We start from the raw sequence: 15,532 nt of genomic DNA, 5'->3' as shown, positions 1-15,532 counted from the left end.
ACCATCCGGCTCCTATTGGTCAGAGAGGTCGTGTTCGCGAGTCTTGAGTGTAGGGTCCATGCAGTTTCCTAGATCCAATTTCCTGGACTTCGTCTCGCAAGTTGACGCCCGGACGGACCATGTCCAGGAGACGCCCGGTGACGAAGCTGGTGGCGGACAGCCGTGGCCTACGGAATTGGCCGACCGAGGTCCACCAGGCGAGTACCGAGAGCAGCCATCGGATGGGAGCCGCAAACGGACGCGAACGGCTATGCCGGACGGGTCGTCAATCTACACGGGAATGGATCGCCTTTCATGAAGCCCAAGGGAAACACCTCCACCGGCGAAGCTCTGCCGAACCGCGCCAACGGCCATTTCAGCCGCGATACCTGGCAGGACTACTTCTTCCTGGCACCGAATGTCCGTTTCACACGCACGCCTGATCGTGAGCTCAAGAAGGAGCCTGGCGATGCCGGCACGATACAAGGCGAGAGCCGGACGGATCGCGCGGCGAGGACACCGCCAACGCCGGAAGCTTCGCCAACACCGAGGCCCGCTCCAGCGCCTACTTCTCCAACCGGGCTTCTGGAGACTTTGCGGTCCTCCCTTGCTGCGAACCGGCTGGTCGAGACCCCTCTCGTCGCCAGGGCGTCGTCGCCCGTGTCCGCGGGGCCGGCGACCGATCTGCCGGCATCCGCGCCCTTGACCGCTCGTGCAGCGCCACAGGTCGAGCGGCAGCGCGAAGACAAGGCTCCCGCGCCGGTCGTGACCGAGAACAAGCGCTGGTCCTACCTCTCGGATTTTGCATTCTTCGAGGGTGTCTCGCTCGACGCTATCGAATCCGTTTCGCCCATCCCCGTGACTGAGACAACGGTCATGCCTGCAGCGGTTCCTGCTGTAGCAACCGTCGCGGAGCCGATTGCACCAGTCAGTGTAAAACCTGTCGAACCCCCTTCAGGTGAGGCGAACGAAATCACCTCGCTCTACCGTGTCATCGAATGCCACTCGGGGGCAGGGGGCTTCCTCCCTCAAGCCGAAGCCGTTTCCCAGTCCGTCGTCAGCGAAAGTTCAGAGCCGGCAGCAGAGGTGACGGTGCCTGACGCGCTCCAGGAAGCGCAGGCTGAAGATGAACCGGTGGCCCAGCCCGCGCCCGCGCTGAAGGACATTGCGACCCGAGAGCCGGAGAGCAGAAGAGTCGTCGATATGAACCTGCCGGTTCCGGCCGCGCGCCCGCCTTCGACGACATTGCGCAAGGTCGGCGTCGTCGTGCAACCCGGCGCGGTTGGTGGCTACGAGCTTCCCTCCGAAGAGCTCCTCCAGCAGCCGCCGGAAGGGCAGGGGTTCTACATGTCGCAGGAGCGGCTGGAGCAGAATGCCGATCTCTTGGAAAGCGTGCTCGAGGATTTCGGTGTGCGCGGCGAGATCATCCACGTGCGTCCGGGACCCGTCGTCACGCTTTATGAATTCGAGCCGGCGCCTGGCGTCAAATCCTCGCGCGTCATCGGCCTCGCCGACGATATCGCACGTTCCATGTCGGCCATTTCGGCGCGCGTCGCGGTGGTGCCGGGCCGCAACGTCATCGGTATCGAGCTTCCCAATGAGACGCGCGAAACGGTGTATTTCCGCGAGCTGATCGAATCTGACGGTTTCCGCAAGACGAGCTGCAAGCTGGCGCTCTGCCTGGGCAAGACGATCGGCGGCGAGCCGGTCATCGCCGAGCTTGCCAAGATGCCTCATTTGCTGGTCGCCGGAACCACCGGCTCGGGCAAATCGGTTGCCATCAACACCATGATCCTGTCGCTCCTCTACCGGTTGAAGCCGGAAGAGTGCCGGCTGATCATGGTCGATCCCAAGATGCTCGAGCTTTCCGTCTATGACGGGATCCCGCATCTGCTTACTCCTGTCGTGACCGATCCGAAGAAGGCCGTGACGGCGCTCAAATGGGCGGTGCGCGAAATGGAGGATCGCTATCGCAAGATGGCACGCCTCGGTGTGAGGAACATCGACGGCTACAACCAGCGCGCCGCCGCCGCACGTGACAAGGGCGAGCCGGTCCTGATGACGGTGCAGACAGGCTTCGAACAGGGGACCGGCGAGCCGCTGTTCGAGGAGCAGGAAGTCGACCTCGCGCCGATGCCCTACATCGTCGTCATCGTCGACGAGATGGCCGACCTGATGATGGTCGCCGGCAAGGAAATCGAAGGGGCGATCCAGCGCCTCGCCCAGATGGCTCGCGCGGCCGGCATCCACCTCATCATGGCGACGCAGAGACCTTCGGTCGATGTGATCACCGGCACGATCAAGGCGAATTTCCCGACCCGCATCTCCTTCCAGGTGACGTCGAAGATCGACAGCCGGACCATTCTCGGCGAGCAGGGGGCAGAGCAGTTGCTCGGCCAGGGGGACATGCTCCATATGGCGGGCGGCGGCCGCATCGTGCGCGTCCACGGCCCCTTTGTTTCGGACGAGGAAGTCGAGCAGGTCGTAGCGCATCTGAAGATGCAGGGCCGGCCCGAATATCTGGAGACCGTGACCGCTGACGAAGAGGAAGAAGAAGCCGAAGCCGATCAGGGGCCTGTTTTCGATAAAGGCGCCGTTGCCGCGGATGATGGAGACGCCATCTACGAACAGGCCGTGAAGGTTGTGCTGCGCGACAAGAAGTGCTCGACCTCGTATATCCAACGGCGTCTCGGCATCGGCTACAACCGCGCCGCTTCGCTGGTCGAACGCATGGAGAAGGAAGGGCTTGTCGGTGCGCCCAACCATGTCGGAAAGCGTGAGATTCTGTCGGGTCGGCGCGAGCCAGGGGACGGAGATTGATCGGGGAGAGAATTCCGCCTCGGCGATCTATCCGACGCAGGACAGAGCGACTTTGCGCGTCCAATTGGGCGCGCGATATCCAAGGCCGGCGCAAATTTCTGGTGCGGCTGAGTTTTCCGCCGGCCTTGTCTCATCCCCCTCGCTAAGGCAATGCTGATTGCGATGTGTCAGAAAATCCGCATCGCCGAGACTGTCGATTGCCCTGCGATCGAGAGAATCGTAAGGGCCGCCTACTCCCACTACGTGTCGCGGATGGGCAGAGAGCCGGGTCCGATGCTCGACGACTATGCCGCGCTGATCGGCAAAGAGCGCGTGCACGTTATCGAACATCGGGGTGAGGTTTGCGGCATTGTCGTTCTGATCCCCGAAACGGACGCGATGCTGCTCGACAACATCGCCGTTGCCCCGGAAACTCAAGGCCTGGGATTGGGCCGGAAGCTGCTTGAGTTTGCGGAACAGCAGACGGCAGCCGCCGGATACCGGACTGTCCGGCTCTACACGAACGAGGCGATGGTCGAGAACATCGCACTTTACCTGCGCATCGGGTTTGCCGAGACCCACCGAGGCGAGGAGAACGGATTCCGCCGCGTGTATATGGCCAAGAAAGTTGGCCCGGCAGCGGCATGAGAAACCGGGTTCCTGAGCGAGATTCTATATATATCATAGGTGGCTAGGCCGACCACCTAAGGCGAAGCGCAAGCATCCCTAAATAGAAACCCCGGCACGAAGGCCGGGGTTCTCGTAGCCGCAGGTCGATCCTTAGATCGAGTAGTACATGTCGTACTCGACCGGGTGCGGGGTCATTTCGAAGCGCATGACCTCGGCCATCTTCAACTCGATGAAGGCGTCGATCTGATCGTCGTCGAACACGCCGCCGGCCTTCAGGAAGCCGCGATCCTTGTCGAGGCTCTGAAGGGCTTCCCGCAGCGAACCGCAGACGGTCGGGATCTTCTTCAGTTCCTTCGGCGGCAAGTCGTAGAGATCCTTGTCCATCGGCTGGCCGGGGTGAATCTTGTTCTTGATGCCGTCGATGCCTGCCATGAGCATTGCGGCGAAGGCGAGGTAGGGGTTGGCGCCCGGATCGGGGAAACGGATCTCGACGCGCTTCGACTTCGGCGACGAGCCGAACGGGATGCGGCAAGACGCTGAACGGTTCCGCGCCGAATAGGCGAGCAGCACAGGCGCCTCATAGCCCGGGACAAGCCGCTTGTAGGAGTTGGTCAGCGGGTTGGTGAAGGCGTTGATGGCCTTGGCGTGCTTGATGATGCCGCCGATGTAGTACAGGCAGGTCTCGGAGAGGCCCGCATATTCATTGCCTGCGAAGGTCGGCCTGCCTTCCTTCCAGATCGACATGTGCACGTGCATGCCGGACCCGTTGTCGCCGAAGACCGGCTTCGGCATGAAGGTTGCGGTCTTGCCGTAAGCGTTGGCCACCTGATGCACGACATACTTGTAGATCAGCATCTTGTCGGCGTTGCGAACCAAGGCGTCGAACTTGATGCCGAGCTCGTGCTGGGCCGCGGCCACCTCGTGGTGGTGCTTCTCGACCCTGACGCCCATCTCGGCGAGCACGGTCAGCATCTCGGAACGCATGTCCTGGCAGGAGTCGATCGGAGGGACCGGGAAATATCCGCCCTTGATGCGCGGACGGTGGCCCATGTTGCCGGTCTCGTAGTCGGTATCGTCGTTCGAGGGCAGCTCGGTCGAGTCCAGCTTGAAGCCGGTGTTGTAGGGATCGGCCTTGTACTTGACGTCGTCGAAGACGAAGAACTCGGCCTCGGGGCCGACATAGATAGTATCGCCGATGCCTTCGGCCTTCATGTAGGCTTCGGCCTTCTTGGCCGTGCCACGCGGGTCGCGATTGTAAGCCTCGCCCGAGACGGGGTCGAGGATGTCGCAAAGGATGACCATGGTGGACTGGGCGAAGAACGGATCCATGTGAACGGTGTCCGTATCAGGCATCAGCACCATGTCGGACTCGTTGATGGCCTTCCAGCCGGCGATCGACGAACCGTCGAACATGACGCCATCGGCGAACATGTCTTCCTCGACTTCGGCGACATCCATGGTGACGTGCTGAAGCTTGCCCTTCGGATCTGTGAAGCGCAGGTCGACGAATTTAACGTCGTTATCCTTTATCTGCTTCATGATGTCTTTGGCTGTCGTCATGTCATTTTCCCTATCGTTATGACGTTTTGACTGAAAAAATCCCTCGACCGGCTAGGCGCGATCAGATCGCGTCCAGCCCGGTCTCTCCGGTTCGGATACGGACCACTTCCTCGATGTTCGAGACGAAAATCTTGCCGTCGCCGATGCGTCCGGTCTGCGCCGCCTTGCGGATAGCCTCGATGGCGGCCTCGACGGAATCGTCGCCGAGAACGACCTCGATCTTCACCTTGGGCAGGAAGTCGACGACATATTCCGCCCCGCGGTAAAGCTCGGTGTGGCCCTTCTGACGGCCGAAACCCTTCGCTTCGGTAACGGTGATGCCTTGGAGTCCGACTTCCTGGAGCGCTTCCTTCACTTCGTCGAGCTTGAACGGCTTGATGATCGCTTCGATCTTTTTCATACGGAATTGGCCTCCAGAATGGGTTTGAAACCCGTGTCCGCCTCTCTCAAGCACAAACCATGCCAAGTCGAAGGCGTCGGGTAGCGAGATGCCGATTTTTGCGGCAACGCCACGGAAGCGCTGTTGTGCTGCCGGTTTTTGCGGCAGTGGCGCGCGCAAACACAGCGTGACGGAAAAAGCGGCAGGGCACAACTGCTTAAATCCTAGGCATGTTGCCTGTGTGTCGGGCAGGCTTTCCCTTTGTGCCGCGCCCGCTATTGTCAGGCGGAGGGAGAGCCCGGATGACGAATGAGGTCCTGACACCTGAGGAAATGGCCGAGGTCGACCGCAAGGCGATCGCACGCGGCCCGCTTCCAGGCATCGGCCTGATGGGCAATGCAGGGTCGGCCGTGGCGCAGGTGGCGCTTGAACGCTATCCCCAGGCTTCGCGTGCTCACATTTTGTGCGGGCCCGGCAATAACGGCGGAGACGGCTATGTCGTGGCGAAGCTGCTCAAGGAGGCAGGAATGTCCGTCTCGGTCTGGGCTGACCATCCCCCGCGCGCGGGAAGCGATGCCGCGCTCGCGGCGGCGGATTGCCCGGAGCCTGTCCAGGCCTTGGCCGGCTTCGCGCCGGAATCCGGCTCGATCGTGATCGATGCGTTGTTCGGCGCAGGTCTTTCGAAACAGGTCGAGGGAAATGACGCTCAAGCGATCTCCCGCTGTGCCGAAGCGAAAGTGCCCATCGTTGCCGTCGACCTTCCCTCCGGTGTTTCCGGCAAAAGCGGCAAGGTGCTTGGCGCTGCCTTCCAGGCGGATGTGACGGTGACCTTCGTGCGGAAAAAGCCGGGGCATCTCTTGCTGCCCGGCCGTTCGCTGTGTGGCGAGGTCATTGTGGCCGATATCGGCATCCCGGACGATATCGTCACCGAGGCGGGCCCCCGTCGCTTCGAAAACGGGCCGGCGCTCTGGATGGCGGAATTTCCGTTTCTTGAACTCGATACGCATAAATACCGGCGAGGACATGTCGGCGTCTTTTCGGGCGGGCCGACTGCGACGGGCGCGGCTCGGCTGTCGGCAATGGCGGCCGCCCGGGCGGGGGCCGGGGCCGTCACCGTGCTTTCCCCGGTCGACGCCCTTGTCGCCAATGCCGCCCATCTCACCTCGATCATGCTGCGCCCTGCCGAGACGCTCCAGGAGATCGGAGATTTTCTGCGGGAGCGCCGTCCCGATGCGTTGGTTTATGGCCCGGGATTGGGGGGCGGGCCGGAAACCGGCGCGCTGTTGATCGACATGCTCACGGAGGCGCGGGACTATCTCCAGGCCATTGTGCTCGATGCAAGCGCCCTGACGTCGCTGGCGCGGCAAGCCGATGCCTTCTTTGTCGTTTCGACGCGCGAAGGCGCTCCCTCGATCGTGCTCACGCCGCATGAAGGCGAGTTCGGGCGGCTGTTTCCCGATCTCGCCGCGGACAAAGCCTTGTCCAAGCTGGAGCGGGCCAATGCCGCGGCGATGCGGGCCGGCGGCGTCGTCATACTGAAGGGGGCGGACACGGTTATCGCCGCACCGGATGGGCGCGCCGTGATCAACAGCAACGGCACGCCATTGCTGGCTACCGCGGGATCCGGCGATGTGCTTTCGGGGCTCGTCGCTGCGCTGCTGGCCCAGCACATGCCGCCCTTTCATGCGGCCTGCGCGGGGGTGTGGCTCCATGCAGAGGCGGCGCGTCGGTTTGGTCCGGGCCTGATCGCCGAGGATCTCCCCTTGGCACTGGCACCGGTGTTAAGGGAATTGCTTTACTCGTCCGGCTGCTCGGGCGATTGCGTGTCGCGTTTCTTGCCGAAAGTGTAACCGGTCTCGACCGCGGCCCTGCCGAATTTGGCCCTGAGATTGTCCATGGCCCCCTCCGCCAGCGCGCGTTTGCGCGACTGGACGTCCACGAGATCCGGCGGATCGGCCCTGTCGGCGTCGGAAAGATCGCTGACGCCAATGCCGAGCAGGCGATATTTCGTGCCGTCCATCTCCTTCTCCAGAAGCTGCAAGCCGGTCTGGAAGATTCGGTCGGCCAAGCGGGTCGGGTCGGCAAGCTGCCGGTTGCGGGTCCGGATCTTGAAGTCTTGCGTCTTGAGTTTCAGGACAACGGTGCGACCGGCGATGCCCGCCTTCTTCAGCCGGGTCGACACCTTCTCCGACAGGGCCCGCAGCACCGGGACGAGATCCGCGGGCAAGGCCAGATCCGAATCGAAGGTGGTCTCCGCGGAGACGCTCTTGGCCTCCTGGTCGGCATGGACGGCGCGACGATCCTTGCCGCGAGACAAATGATAGAGCCGATCGCCCATGGTGCCATAACGGCGCATCAGCTCGTCCCGATCCATTCTCTGCAATTGCCCGATGATGCGGATGCCGTCGCGTTCGAGCGTCGCGGCCAACACCTTGCCGACACCCCAGATCAGCGTCACCGGCTGCTCGGCGAGAAAGCTCTGTGCCTCGACCTCTCCGATGACGGCGAAGCCGCGCGGCTTGCGAAGATCTGAGGCGACCTTGGCGAGGAACTTGCAGTAAGACAGTCCCACCGAGGCGGTAATCCCGATCTCGCGTTCCACATCGAGCGCGAATTTACCGAGCACCAGGGCGGGCGGGCGGCCGTGCAGACGCTCGGTACCGGAGAGATCGAGGAAGGCCTCGTCGATCGACAGGGGCTCGACCAGGGGCGTGAGAGCTTGCATCATGGCGCGGACTTCGCGCCCGACGCGCGCATATTTTTCCATGTCCGGCTTGAGCACCACCGCCTCGGGGCAAGCCTCGAGGGCCTTGAACATCGGCATGGCGGAACGGACGCCTTTGATCCGTGCGAGGTAGCAGGCCGTGGAAACGACGCCGCGCTTGCCGCCTCCGATGATCAGAGGCTTGTCCTTGAGCGCGGGATTGTCGCGCTTCTCGACGGCCGCGTAGAAGGCATCGCAGTCGATATGGGCGACGTTGAGTTTGTAGAGCTCGGGATGACGCATGAGCCGTGGGCTGCCACAAAGGCGGCAGCGGCGCGCCTCGCCTTGCTGCAAGGCCAGGCAGTCGCGGCAGAAACCGTGCGTCGGATCGTTGACAGAAAGCGCCATGTTTGAGAACATAAAGAGAACATTGCAAATGATACGCGACCGGACGAAGGCCAGCAACTGCTTGCCGGGAGATAGGTCATGACCGTTAAGCCACTGACGCCGGATTTGTGGCCGGCTTTCGAGGATCTCTTTGGCAGGCAAGGAGCTTGCTACGGCTGCTGGTGCACGCATTTCCGGCTGCCGCCGGCAGTGCGACGGGGCAACAGCCATGCCAGCAACAAGGAATTCATGAAGGCTCGAATCGAAACCGGTCCGCCGCCAGGGCTGCTGGCCTTCGATGGCGAGCGCGCTGTCGGTTGGATGCAGATCGGCCCACGTGCGGACGTTCCCGAATGGAACAATGCCGGGAGGGTTTCCGCACCATTGCAGCAGGGAGACGAAAGCGATCCTGCAGTGTGGGCTATTTCCTGCTTCTTCGTTCGCTCGAAGGCGCGAGGGCAGGGGCTGACGCATCGCCTCGTTGCTGCAGGCATCGACTTCGCACGTGACAACGGGGCGAGGTTTCTGGAGGCCTGCCCTATGGATCACTCCAAGGATTCGCGCTCGGTCGGCTTATTCGTCGGCTCGACGCGAGTGTTTGAAAAGGCCGGTTTTTGCCTGGCCGCCAGTCGCAAAACGGGTCGCCCGCTGATGCAATTCCGACTGTGAGGTCAAAAGCGGGAAGCATCCTTCCAACGCAGCATGGCTCTGCTTCAGCCGCATTCGTGCTACGCCAGGCCATCCCGCTTGGCCGTTCTAAAGGCCGAGCGCCCCGGCAATCCTGGGCTTCGCTTCGTTCCATGTGTCCACGACGACGGCGCCCTTCGGCGGTGGCGGAAGCAGCGATCGTAGCGAATTGTCGCCCATCAAATGGAAGAGATGCGCGTCCGCGACCGATTCCTGTGCGGACAAGAGGTTGCGCGGCTGATCGTCTACGAAGGCAACGGGACGCCTGGCCCGACCGCGCAGCGCGGCGATCGCCGGTCCCTTCGCCATCTCGGTGGTCAAGAGCGGGTAGGGCAGCCCAAGCGCGTCGAGATGGGCGCGCCGGGTCGCGCGGTGGCGATGCGGCATCGCGGTCAGGAGCACGATCTCGGCTCCGGCGGAAAGTCCCTCGACTGCTTCGGCTGCGCCTTCGATGACGGTCTGCCACTCGGACTGCGCCTGGAAAAAGGCATCGATCAGCATGGATACCTCGGTTTGCTCGGGGATCCTGCCGCTTGCCCGTTCCGAGATGTTGCCGGTCAGCCGAAAGGAAGCGAGCTTCAGCTCAAAGCCGCGGGTTTCTAGATAGCGCGGGAATGGCCGGACGAATTCCAGCAGCACGTCGTCGACGTCAAGAACGAGCAGAGGGCGATCGTCGCGTGCAAGCTCGGCGATCTGCCGCGCTGTTTCGGGATCGTCGCTCATGTCGATACCTCATATCTATCGTCGCCGTTGGGCAGCTTGCGCCGCGCAGCCAGCACGGATGCCGGATTGCGTCCGCTCTCGTCCGCGAAGCGCAGCAACGTCGGCTCGTGTGCCAGCACGAAATCGAGGACACCGGCCAGGAAGCCCGGCTCACCTGCCGCCTTGCGGATCATGGAGGGATCGATACCGCTGATGGCAAGAAACCGGGACATCAACTCCGGATCCGAGGCGACGAAACCAAGAGCGGCGATTGCCACTGCCTCGGCATCGTCTCGCGTCGCTTGTTCGCTGGTCATCGTCCGCTCGGGTGCTTGGTTGCTCCTATCGCGCCGCCCGAAAATTGGGATCGGCACGCGCGACAAGTAATTTCAAAATGCTGGCGTGTCTTTGCGTCCGAACGGACCACGGCACTAAAGGGAAGTAACGATTAGTTCGCCTCGCTGCAAGCTTGTCGCCGCGTTCATGCCGGATTCGTCCGGCAACTATCCGTTGCCGAGGATTACGGTTCGTCAATCATCTCGCGCTAGTGTCGAAATAGGGAATCGCGCTCCATGAGGGCGCGCATGGCGATGGTGCCGGGCGCCATGGCCGGGCAGGGCGGGTCATATGCCAAAAAAAGTTATGATCGTCGAAGACAACGAGCTCAACATGAAGCTCTTCCGCGATCTGATCGAGGCCAACGGCTACGAGACCGTGCGCACGCGCAATGGTCTGGAAGTGCTGGATCTTGCCCGGACGCATCGGCCCGACCTCATTCTCATGGACATACAGTTGCCTGAAGTGTCCGGCCTCGACGTCACCAAATGGCTGAAAGAAGACAGTGAACTGCACACCATCCCGGTGATCGCCGTTACGGCTTTTGCCATGAAAGGCGACGAGGAACGCATCCGGCAAGGTGGATGTGAAGCGTATATTTCGAAACCGATTTCGGTGCCGCGCTTTATCGAAACCATCAAATCTTATCTGGGCGACGCCTGATGCCGCTGCCGTCCCCCTCCATCAGTTTCGTTCGGAACCGCCCATGACCGCGCGCATCCTTGTCGTCGACGACATTCCGGCCAATGTGAAACTGCTGGAGGTTCGACTGCTCGCGGAATATTTCGACGTGCTCACCGCGAGCAGCGGCCCGGAAGCGATCGAGACCTGCGAGAACGGCAAGGTAGACGTCGTCCTGCTCGACGTGATGATGCCCGACATGGACGGTTTCGAGGTCTGCCGACGCTTGAAGAGCGATCCGGCGACCGCGCATATACCGGTGGTGATGATCACTGCCCTCGACCAGGTTGCCGATCGCGTCCGGGGCTTGGAGGCGGGCGCCGACGATTTCCTGACCAAACCCGTCAACGACCTGCAATTGATGACGCGTGTCAAAAGCCTCGTTCGGCTCAAGATGCTGACCGACGAGCTGCGCCTGCGAGCCTCCACCACGCGCAACATCGGTCTGGAGGAGTTGCTGAACCGGCGAAAGCCTGCCGAACTGGCGCCCCCCAAGATCCTTCTGATCGATGAACGCGAGACGTCGTGCAGCGGCATCGAGAAGATGCTCCGAGGCGCAGTGGAGCTCGACGTGGTCCGCGAACCCGGCATGGGAGTGTTCCAGGCAGCTGGAAAAGACTACGAATGCGTGATCGTATCCACCGGCTTCACCGATTTCGATCCGCTGCGGCTTTGCTCGCAATTACGTTCGCTCGACCGCACTCGGGTCGTGCCGATCGTGCTCATCGCCGAGGATGGTGAGGAAGAATTGATTATCCGTGGCCTCGAACTCGGCATCAACGACTATGTGGTGCGGCCCGTCGACAAGCAGGAACTGACGGCGCGGCTGCGCACGCAGGTGCGCCGCAAGCAGTATAACGACCAGCTAAGGGCAAGCCTGACGCAAACCATCGAGATGGCGGTGACGGACGGCCTGACCGGAATCCACAATCGCCGCTATCTCGACAGCCATCTCCGCACGCTCTTCGATCGTGCTATGGCGCGCCGCCGGCCGCTCTCGCTGATGATAACCGATCTCGATCGCTTCAAGTCTATCAACGATACCCATGGGCACGATGGCGGCGACGACGTGCTGCGCGAGTTTGCGCAGCGGCTTCGCAAGAATATTCGTGGCATCGACCTTGTCTGCCGCTACGGCGGCGAGGAATTCGTCGTGGTCATGCCGGATACGGATGGACCCGTGGCCGAAAAAGTCGCCGAGCGCATTCGTGCCGAAATCGCGCGTATTCCCTTCGCGATCGGCAAGGATGGAACGACGATCGATGTGACCATCAGCGTCGGAGTTTCCTCCATCCAACAGCCAGCCGATACGGTCGAGGCGTTGGTGAAGCGCGCCGATATCGCGCTCTACGAAGCGAAGGCATCAGGGCGTAATCGTGTCGTCGCCAACGCCGCCTGAGATGCGGTTCGCTATCTCGGGGGCGGAGGGCTCAAGCGAGAATCCATGCTTGTTTACCTTAACTTCGGCGATTCGCGAGCCTTGGTTAAGAAATAGTTGATTTTCAAGTGCTCTTGCGCGAATGTCATTTCAAGCAAGGCGAACGGTACCGGGCGAGGGAATTCCGGTTCCGTGCTCCGATACCCCATGATGCTCAGGTCCGCCGCATCTCCTGGGTCGTGGGGTCGGCCGGCCGGCCCTGGCACATAGTGGCCTCCTCGTACCGCTGCCAGCAAGCCGACCGGCCCCCTTTGCTTTCTTCCGAACGACTTGAGCCTGTCCGCGTAGCTTGGTCTAATCGCTACGATTTCGAGATCTGCCTCCTAACAGCATGGGCGTTGGTCTTTGACCGGTCGCGAGTTGCTCCTCACTCTCCTGCCGGACCGCTCTCTCTCGCGAATTGGTTATGAGATTCGCACATCCGTGGGGTGCTCCAGAGAACGCCGACGATACGTGAGATGCGTGACTTCCGAGGGGAGAGATATCCCGCAGGCGGGTGAGGGGCTTGCCTGAACGATCTTACTGGGAAATTGAAGCAAAAACGCCGCCCTGAGGGCGGCGCATCAATCTGGCCGAGACCGGGAACCGGATTACTTGATCTTGGTTTCCTTGAACTCGACGTGCTTCTTGGCGATCGGATCGTACTTGCGGAACGACAGCTTGTCCGTCTTGGTGCGGCTGTTCTTGCTCGTCACGTAGAAGTAGCCGGTATCGGCGGTCGACAGAAGCTTGATCTTGATATTTGCAGCTTTGGCCATGATTCTCGTCCGTTATTTCTGGGTTTTCGTACCGCCTGAGCACGGGAGCGAAACCCGGACGCGGAAAACGTGCCGCGACTGATATAGAAGGCACCTGAAAAGTCAAGACCGGCGGTAGGACACCGCTAGACGGTTGACCGCCAGAACGATGTAGGCGGCGAAGAAAAGCGCCAGGGACCAGGCGAAGCCCTGGTCGCCGAGCAGATCCATGCCGATACCGATCGCCTGTGGCCCGAGCACCATGCCGAGGCCGTAGCAGAACACGAATGCCGCGTTGGCGGAGGCAAGCTCGTGGCCGGTCAGTCGCGAGCCGAGATGAGCCAGGCCGATCGTATAAAGAGCCGCCACCACACCGCCCCAGAAGAACAGGAGCACGGCCAGCACGTACCAGTTGCCGGTCAGATGTGGCAGCGCGAGCATGCCCGCGAGGCCGGTGGCGGCACATGCAAGGAGGAGATAACGTCGGTCTCGGATGCGATCGCTGATCATGCCGAGCGGGATCTGCATGACGACGTTCCCCAGTCCGATCATGCTGAGCAGCAGGGCGGCGTCGCTTTCCGGAAAACCCACGCGCGCCCCATAGACGGGAAACAGCGCGAAGCCGCCCGTTTCGACCGCGCCGAATACCAACACCGCCGCCGTGGCGGTCGGGACGAGCCAGATGTAGCTGATGAAGCTGCGTGATTCGTCGTCGGAACGTTTGATCGCCGGGCTCTGTCTCCAGGCTGCCGCCACCGGGATGGCCGCGATCATGGTGACGGCGAAGGTGATGCCGAAGGGCAGAAAGCCCCTGCTGCCGATCTGGGCGAAAAGCCAAGGTCCGAGCGCGAAACCGAGCGACAAAACCGTCGCGTAAAGGCCAAGCACCAAACCACGTTTGTGGGGCGGTGCGGAAACGCTGATCCAGAATTCCGACAGGATGAACAGAACGGTGAGTGCCACATGCAGGATGACCCGCAGCGGGAACCACAGCCAGAAATGCGGCGCGAAGTAGAAACCGATAAAGGCCAGCGCACCGGACACGATCATCCCGAGCATGGTGGGCACGACGCCCAGGCGCACGGCAAGCGGAATCGCGACCGGGGCGGCGGCGATGGAGGCTATGCCCGCAACCGCCGTGTTGAGGCCGATCATCGAGGCCGAATGGCCCCGGCCCTCCAATATTACGCTGAGAAGGGGAATACCGAGCCCAATGGCGATGCCGACGACACTGATGGAGGCAATCGCGGCCGTAATCGACAACCAGCGCGTTTGCGCCGTGACGGCGCTGTTCTGCTGAAGCATGCCGGTCATGCAGCTCTAAATGACTTCGCGACGGAAGCGGTTATGCAGCATGCGATAGAACGGCACCGTTCCACCCGGTTGCAATTGCGGGTCATCGGAGAGGCGTCGCTCGAGTTCGTCGAGGATCGTCCGCGTGATCGTGGGGATATCCGCCTGTCTGGCTTCCGCCAATGGCAGCCAGACGAGTTCTTCGAGTTCGTTCGTCGGGCCGCCTCCGGGCAGCGCAACGGCCACATCATCCCTCCAGGCGGCGAGAAAACGCGTGTCGAAGCGGCGCACACGCCCCGGCGGCGTGATCGCCCGGGCGACAAAGCGCAAGGTTTCAAGCGAGGGACAGACGCTCTGCCGGGCGAACTCCTGCCATTCCGGCTTTTCGGTTGCAAAGGCACCCTTGCGGCCGATCAGCAGGCCGGCTTCTTCATAGGTCTCGCGAATCGCGGATAGCGCGATCGCTCGGGCGCGGGCCGCGGAGGCGCGGTTGCCGGTGCCGGCAAGCTTGACCTCTTCCGCAGGATGCAACTGTGCGGCAACAGGGATGCGGCTGTCCCCAGGGTCGGTCCGGCCACCGGGAAAGACGAATTTGCCGGGCATGAAAGCGTGGCTCGCATGCCGCCGGCCCATCAACACAAAGGTCTGGTGCCCGCGCCTGTCGAGCAGGATCAGGGTCGCTGCATCGCGGGGCCGCATGGGCTTTCCGCCCAAGGCGAAGTCCTTCGATTCGGCCTTGTCTACCTCGGCCCTCGTTAGTCCTTCCATCAAACCACCTTCCCTCGTCAGGCTTCGGGATGAGCCTCGATCTGATCGTCCTCGCCGCCGAAGCCATGCATATAGAGTGCCCATTGCAGGCCGACGACAGCTCCCTTTGTGGGGCGTATGAGGACCAGCGCGGAGAGGATCGTCAAGGGGATCCAAATGGCAAGGTGCTGCCATGTCGAAAGCGTGCTAGCCGCCTCGACCGCCATGAAGGCTCCGACGACCACATGGCCAAGAATGACGACCACCAGATAGGCCGGAAGATCGTCCGCGCGATGATGATGTATTTCCTCGCCGCAATATTCGCATTCGCGAACGGTCTTCAGAAAGGAGGAGAAGAGCCTGCCCTGGCCGCAACTCGGGCATCGGCCCAGCGCGCCGCGCTTTATCGCTGTCCAGATCGGCCGCACGGGCCGTCGAGGCTGGCTCTCGCCGCCGAAAACCTGTTCCTCCAA

Annotated in this window: 15 protein-coding genes; 6 read left to right on the top strand and 9 right to left on the bottom strand. The window is 62.1% G+C overall.

Annotated features, from left to right (window positions below):
• Nucleotides 1-294 precede the first annotated feature (294 nt).
• Both ACCO56_RS13490 and ACCO56_RS13485 read left to right on the top strand, forming a co-directional pair.
• Nucleotides 295-2,799 (top strand): DNA translocase FtsK, encoded by a 2,505-nt coding sequence (locus tag ACCO56_RS13490; protein ID WP_433641268.1) that lies wholly within the window; start codon nucleotides 295-297, stop codon nucleotides 2,797-2,799.
• A 150-nt stretch (nucleotides 2,800-2,949) separates the two neighbouring features.
• The gene (locus ACCO56_RS13485) at nucleotides 2,950-3,426 is read left to right on the top strand and encodes a GNAT family N-acetyltransferase (RefSeq protein WP_433641267.1); all 477 of its coding nucleotides are present in this window, start codon (nucleotides 2,950-2,952) and stop codon (nucleotides 3,424-3,426) included.
• Between the two features lie 132 nt (nucleotides 3,427-3,558).
• Here ACCO56_RS13485 and glnA read toward each other — a convergent pair whose 3' ends face one another.
• Together glnA and ACCO56_RS13475 are read right to left on the bottom strand one after the other, a co-directional pair.
• Complete coding sequence (glnA, locus tag ACCO56_RS13480; protein WP_433641266.1) at nucleotides 3,559-4,968, bottom strand: type I glutamate--ammonia ligase; 1,410 nt, start codon at nucleotides 4,966-4,968, stop codon at nucleotides 3,559-3,561.
• Nucleotides 4,969-5,029: 61 nt separating this feature from the next.
• Nucleotides 5,030-5,368 carry a P-II family nitrogen regulator gene (locus ACCO56_RS13475; protein WP_433641265.1) on the bottom strand — a complete coding sequence of 113 codons (339 nt, stop codon included), beginning with the start codon at nucleotides 5,366-5,368 and terminating at the stop codon, nucleotides 5,030-5,032.
• A gap of 281 nt (nucleotides 5,369-5,649) precedes the next feature.
• Here ACCO56_RS13475 and ACCO56_RS13470 point away from each other — a divergent pair, with 281 nt between their 5' ends.
• Entirely contained in the window at nucleotides 5,650-7,197 is a 1,548-nt protein-coding gene (locus ACCO56_RS13470) for an NAD(P)H-hydrate dehydratase (RefSeq protein ID WP_433641264.1), read from the top strand.
• Here the strand turns inward: ACCO56_RS13470 and ACCO56_RS13465 are convergent.
• Nucleotides 7,143-8,471: a DNA polymerase IV gene (locus ACCO56_RS13465; RefSeq protein ID WP_433641263.1), complete on the bottom strand. Its 1,329-nt coding sequence runs from the start codon at nucleotides 8,469-8,471 to the stop codon at nucleotides 7,143-7,145. The genes ACCO56_RS13470 and ACCO56_RS13465 overlap by 55 nt on opposite strands.
• Nucleotides 8,472-8,537: 66 nt before the next feature.
• Between ACCO56_RS13465 and ACCO56_RS13460 the strand changes: the two genes are divergently transcribed.
• The gene (locus ACCO56_RS13460; protein ID WP_433641262.1) at nucleotides 8,538-9,107 is read left to right on the top strand and encodes an N-acetyltransferase family protein; all 570 of its coding nucleotides are present in this window, start codon (nucleotides 8,538-8,540) and stop codon (nucleotides 9,105-9,107) included.
• A gap of 87 nt (nucleotides 9,108-9,194) precedes the next feature.
• Here the strand turns inward: ACCO56_RS13460 and ACCO56_RS13455 are convergent, their stop codons facing one another.
• Nucleotides 9,195-9,848 carry a hypothetical protein gene (locus tag ACCO56_RS13455; RefSeq protein WP_433641261.1) on the bottom strand — a complete coding sequence of 218 codons (654 nt, stop codon included), beginning with the start codon at nucleotides 9,846-9,848 and terminating at the stop codon, nucleotides 9,195-9,197.
• Nucleotides 9,845-10,144, bottom strand: a complete 300-nt coding sequence (locus ACCO56_RS13450) for a DUF3572 domain-containing protein (RefSeq protein ID WP_433641260.1) — start codon at nucleotides 10,142-10,144, stop codon at nucleotides 9,845-9,847. The genes ACCO56_RS13455 and ACCO56_RS13450 overlap by 4 nt, the downstream gene beginning before the upstream one ends.
• 325 nt (nucleotides 10,145-10,469) lie before the next feature.
• Between ACCO56_RS13450 and ACCO56_RS13445 the strand changes: the two genes are divergently transcribed.
• Together ACCO56_RS13445 and ACCO56_RS13440 are read left to right on the top strand one after the other, a co-directional pair.
• Complete coding sequence (locus ACCO56_RS13445) at nucleotides 10,470-10,826, top strand: response regulator (RefSeq protein WP_433641259.1); 357 nt, start codon at nucleotides 10,470-10,472, stop codon at nucleotides 10,824-10,826.
• A gap of 43 nt (nucleotides 10,827-10,869) precedes the next feature.
• Nucleotides 10,870-12,243 (top strand): PleD family two-component system response regulator, encoded by a 1,374-nt coding sequence (locus ACCO56_RS13440; RefSeq protein ID WP_433641258.1) that lies wholly within the window; start codon nucleotides 10,870-10,872, stop codon nucleotides 12,241-12,243.
• Nucleotides 12,244-12,872: 629 nt separating this feature from the next.
• Here ACCO56_RS13440 and rpmG read toward each other — a convergent pair.
• The 4 genes from rpmG to ACCO56_RS13420 all read right to left on the bottom strand — a co-directional run bounded on the left by rpmG (nucleotide 12,873) and on the right by ACCO56_RS13420 (nucleotide 15,532).
• Complete coding sequence (gene rpmG, locus ACCO56_RS13435; RefSeq protein WP_433641257.1) at nucleotides 12,873-13,040, bottom strand: 50S ribosomal protein L33; 168 nt, start codon at nucleotides 13,038-13,040, stop codon at nucleotides 12,873-12,875.
• Between the two features lie 102 nt (nucleotides 13,041-13,142).
• Nucleotides 13,143-14,324, bottom strand: a complete 1,182-nt coding sequence (locus tag ACCO56_RS13430; RefSeq protein WP_433641517.1) for an MFS transporter — start codon at nucleotides 14,322-14,324, stop codon at nucleotides 13,143-13,145.
• Nucleotides 14,325-14,339: 15 nt separating this feature from the next.
• Nucleotides 14,340-15,080: an NUDIX hydrolase gene (locus tag ACCO56_RS13425; protein WP_433641256.1), complete on the bottom strand. Its 741-nt coding sequence runs from the start codon at nucleotides 15,078-15,080 to the stop codon at nucleotides 14,340-14,342.
• Between the two features lie 17 nt (nucleotides 15,081-15,097).
• Nucleotides 15,098-15,532, bottom strand: a complete 435-nt coding sequence (locus tag ACCO56_RS13420) for a DUF983 domain-containing protein (protein WP_433641255.1) — start codon at nucleotides 15,530-15,532, stop codon at nucleotides 15,098-15,100.

This window comes from Mesorhizobium sp. 1B3, from assembly GCF_050958605.1.
Lineage (GTDB): Bacteria > Pseudomonadota > Alphaproteobacteria > Rhizobiales > Rhizobiaceae.
Note: the sequence above shows the minus strand (reverse complement) of the source record. Positions and strands in the feature narration are given on the sequence as shown.

Coding starts and splice junctions, on each gene's coding strand:
- ACCO56_RS13490 (WP_433641268.1), top strand. CDS start 295: ATGAAGCCCAAGGGAAACACCTCCACCGGCGAAGCTCTGCCGAACCGC.
- ACCO56_RS13425 (WP_433641256.1), bottom strand. CDS start 15,080: ATGGAAGGACTAACGAGGGCCGAGGTAGACAAGGCCGAATCGAAGGAC.
- glnA (WP_433641266.1), bottom strand. CDS start 4,968: ATGACGACAGCCAAAGACATCATGAAGCAGATAAAGGATAACGACGTT.
- ACCO56_RS13455 (WP_433641261.1), bottom strand. CDS start 9,848: ATGAGCGACGATCCCGAAACAGCGCGGCAGATCGCCGAGCTTGCACGC.
- ACCO56_RS13445 (WP_433641259.1), top strand. CDS start 10,470: ATGATCGTCGAAGACAACGAGCTCAACATGAAGCTCTTCCGCGATCTG.
- ACCO56_RS13470 (WP_433641264.1), top strand. CDS start 5,650: ATGACGAATGAGGTCCTGACACCTGAGGAAATGGCCGAGGTCGACCGC.
- ACCO56_RS13460 (WP_433641262.1), top strand. CDS start 8,538: ATGACCGTTAAGCCACTGACGCCGGATTTGTGGCCGGCTTTCGAGGAT.
- ACCO56_RS13430 (WP_433641517.1), bottom strand. CDS start 14,324: ATGCTTCAGCAGAACAGCGCCGTCACGGCGCAAACGCGCTGGTTGTCG.
- ACCO56_RS13440 (WP_433641258.1), top strand. CDS start 10,870: ATGACCGCGCGCATCCTTGTCGTCGACGACATTCCGGCCAATGTGAAA.
- rpmG (WP_433641257.1), bottom strand. CDS start 13,040: ATGGCCAAAGCTGCAAATATCAAGATCAAGCTTCTGTCGACCGCCGAT.
- ACCO56_RS13475 (WP_433641265.1), bottom strand. CDS start 5,368: ATGAAAAAGATCGAAGCGATCATCAAGCCGTTCAAGCTCGACGAAGTG.
- ACCO56_RS13450 (WP_433641260.1), bottom strand. CDS start 10,144: ATGACCAGCGAACAAGCGACGCGAGACGATGCCGAGGCAGTGGCAATC.
- ACCO56_RS13485 (WP_433641267.1), top strand. CDS start 2,950: ATGCTGATTGCGATGTGTCAGAAAATCCGCATCGCCGAGACTGTCGAT.
- ACCO56_RS13465 (WP_433641263.1), bottom strand. CDS start 8,471: ATGTTCTCAAACATGGCGCTTTCTGTCAACGATCCGACGCACGGTTTC.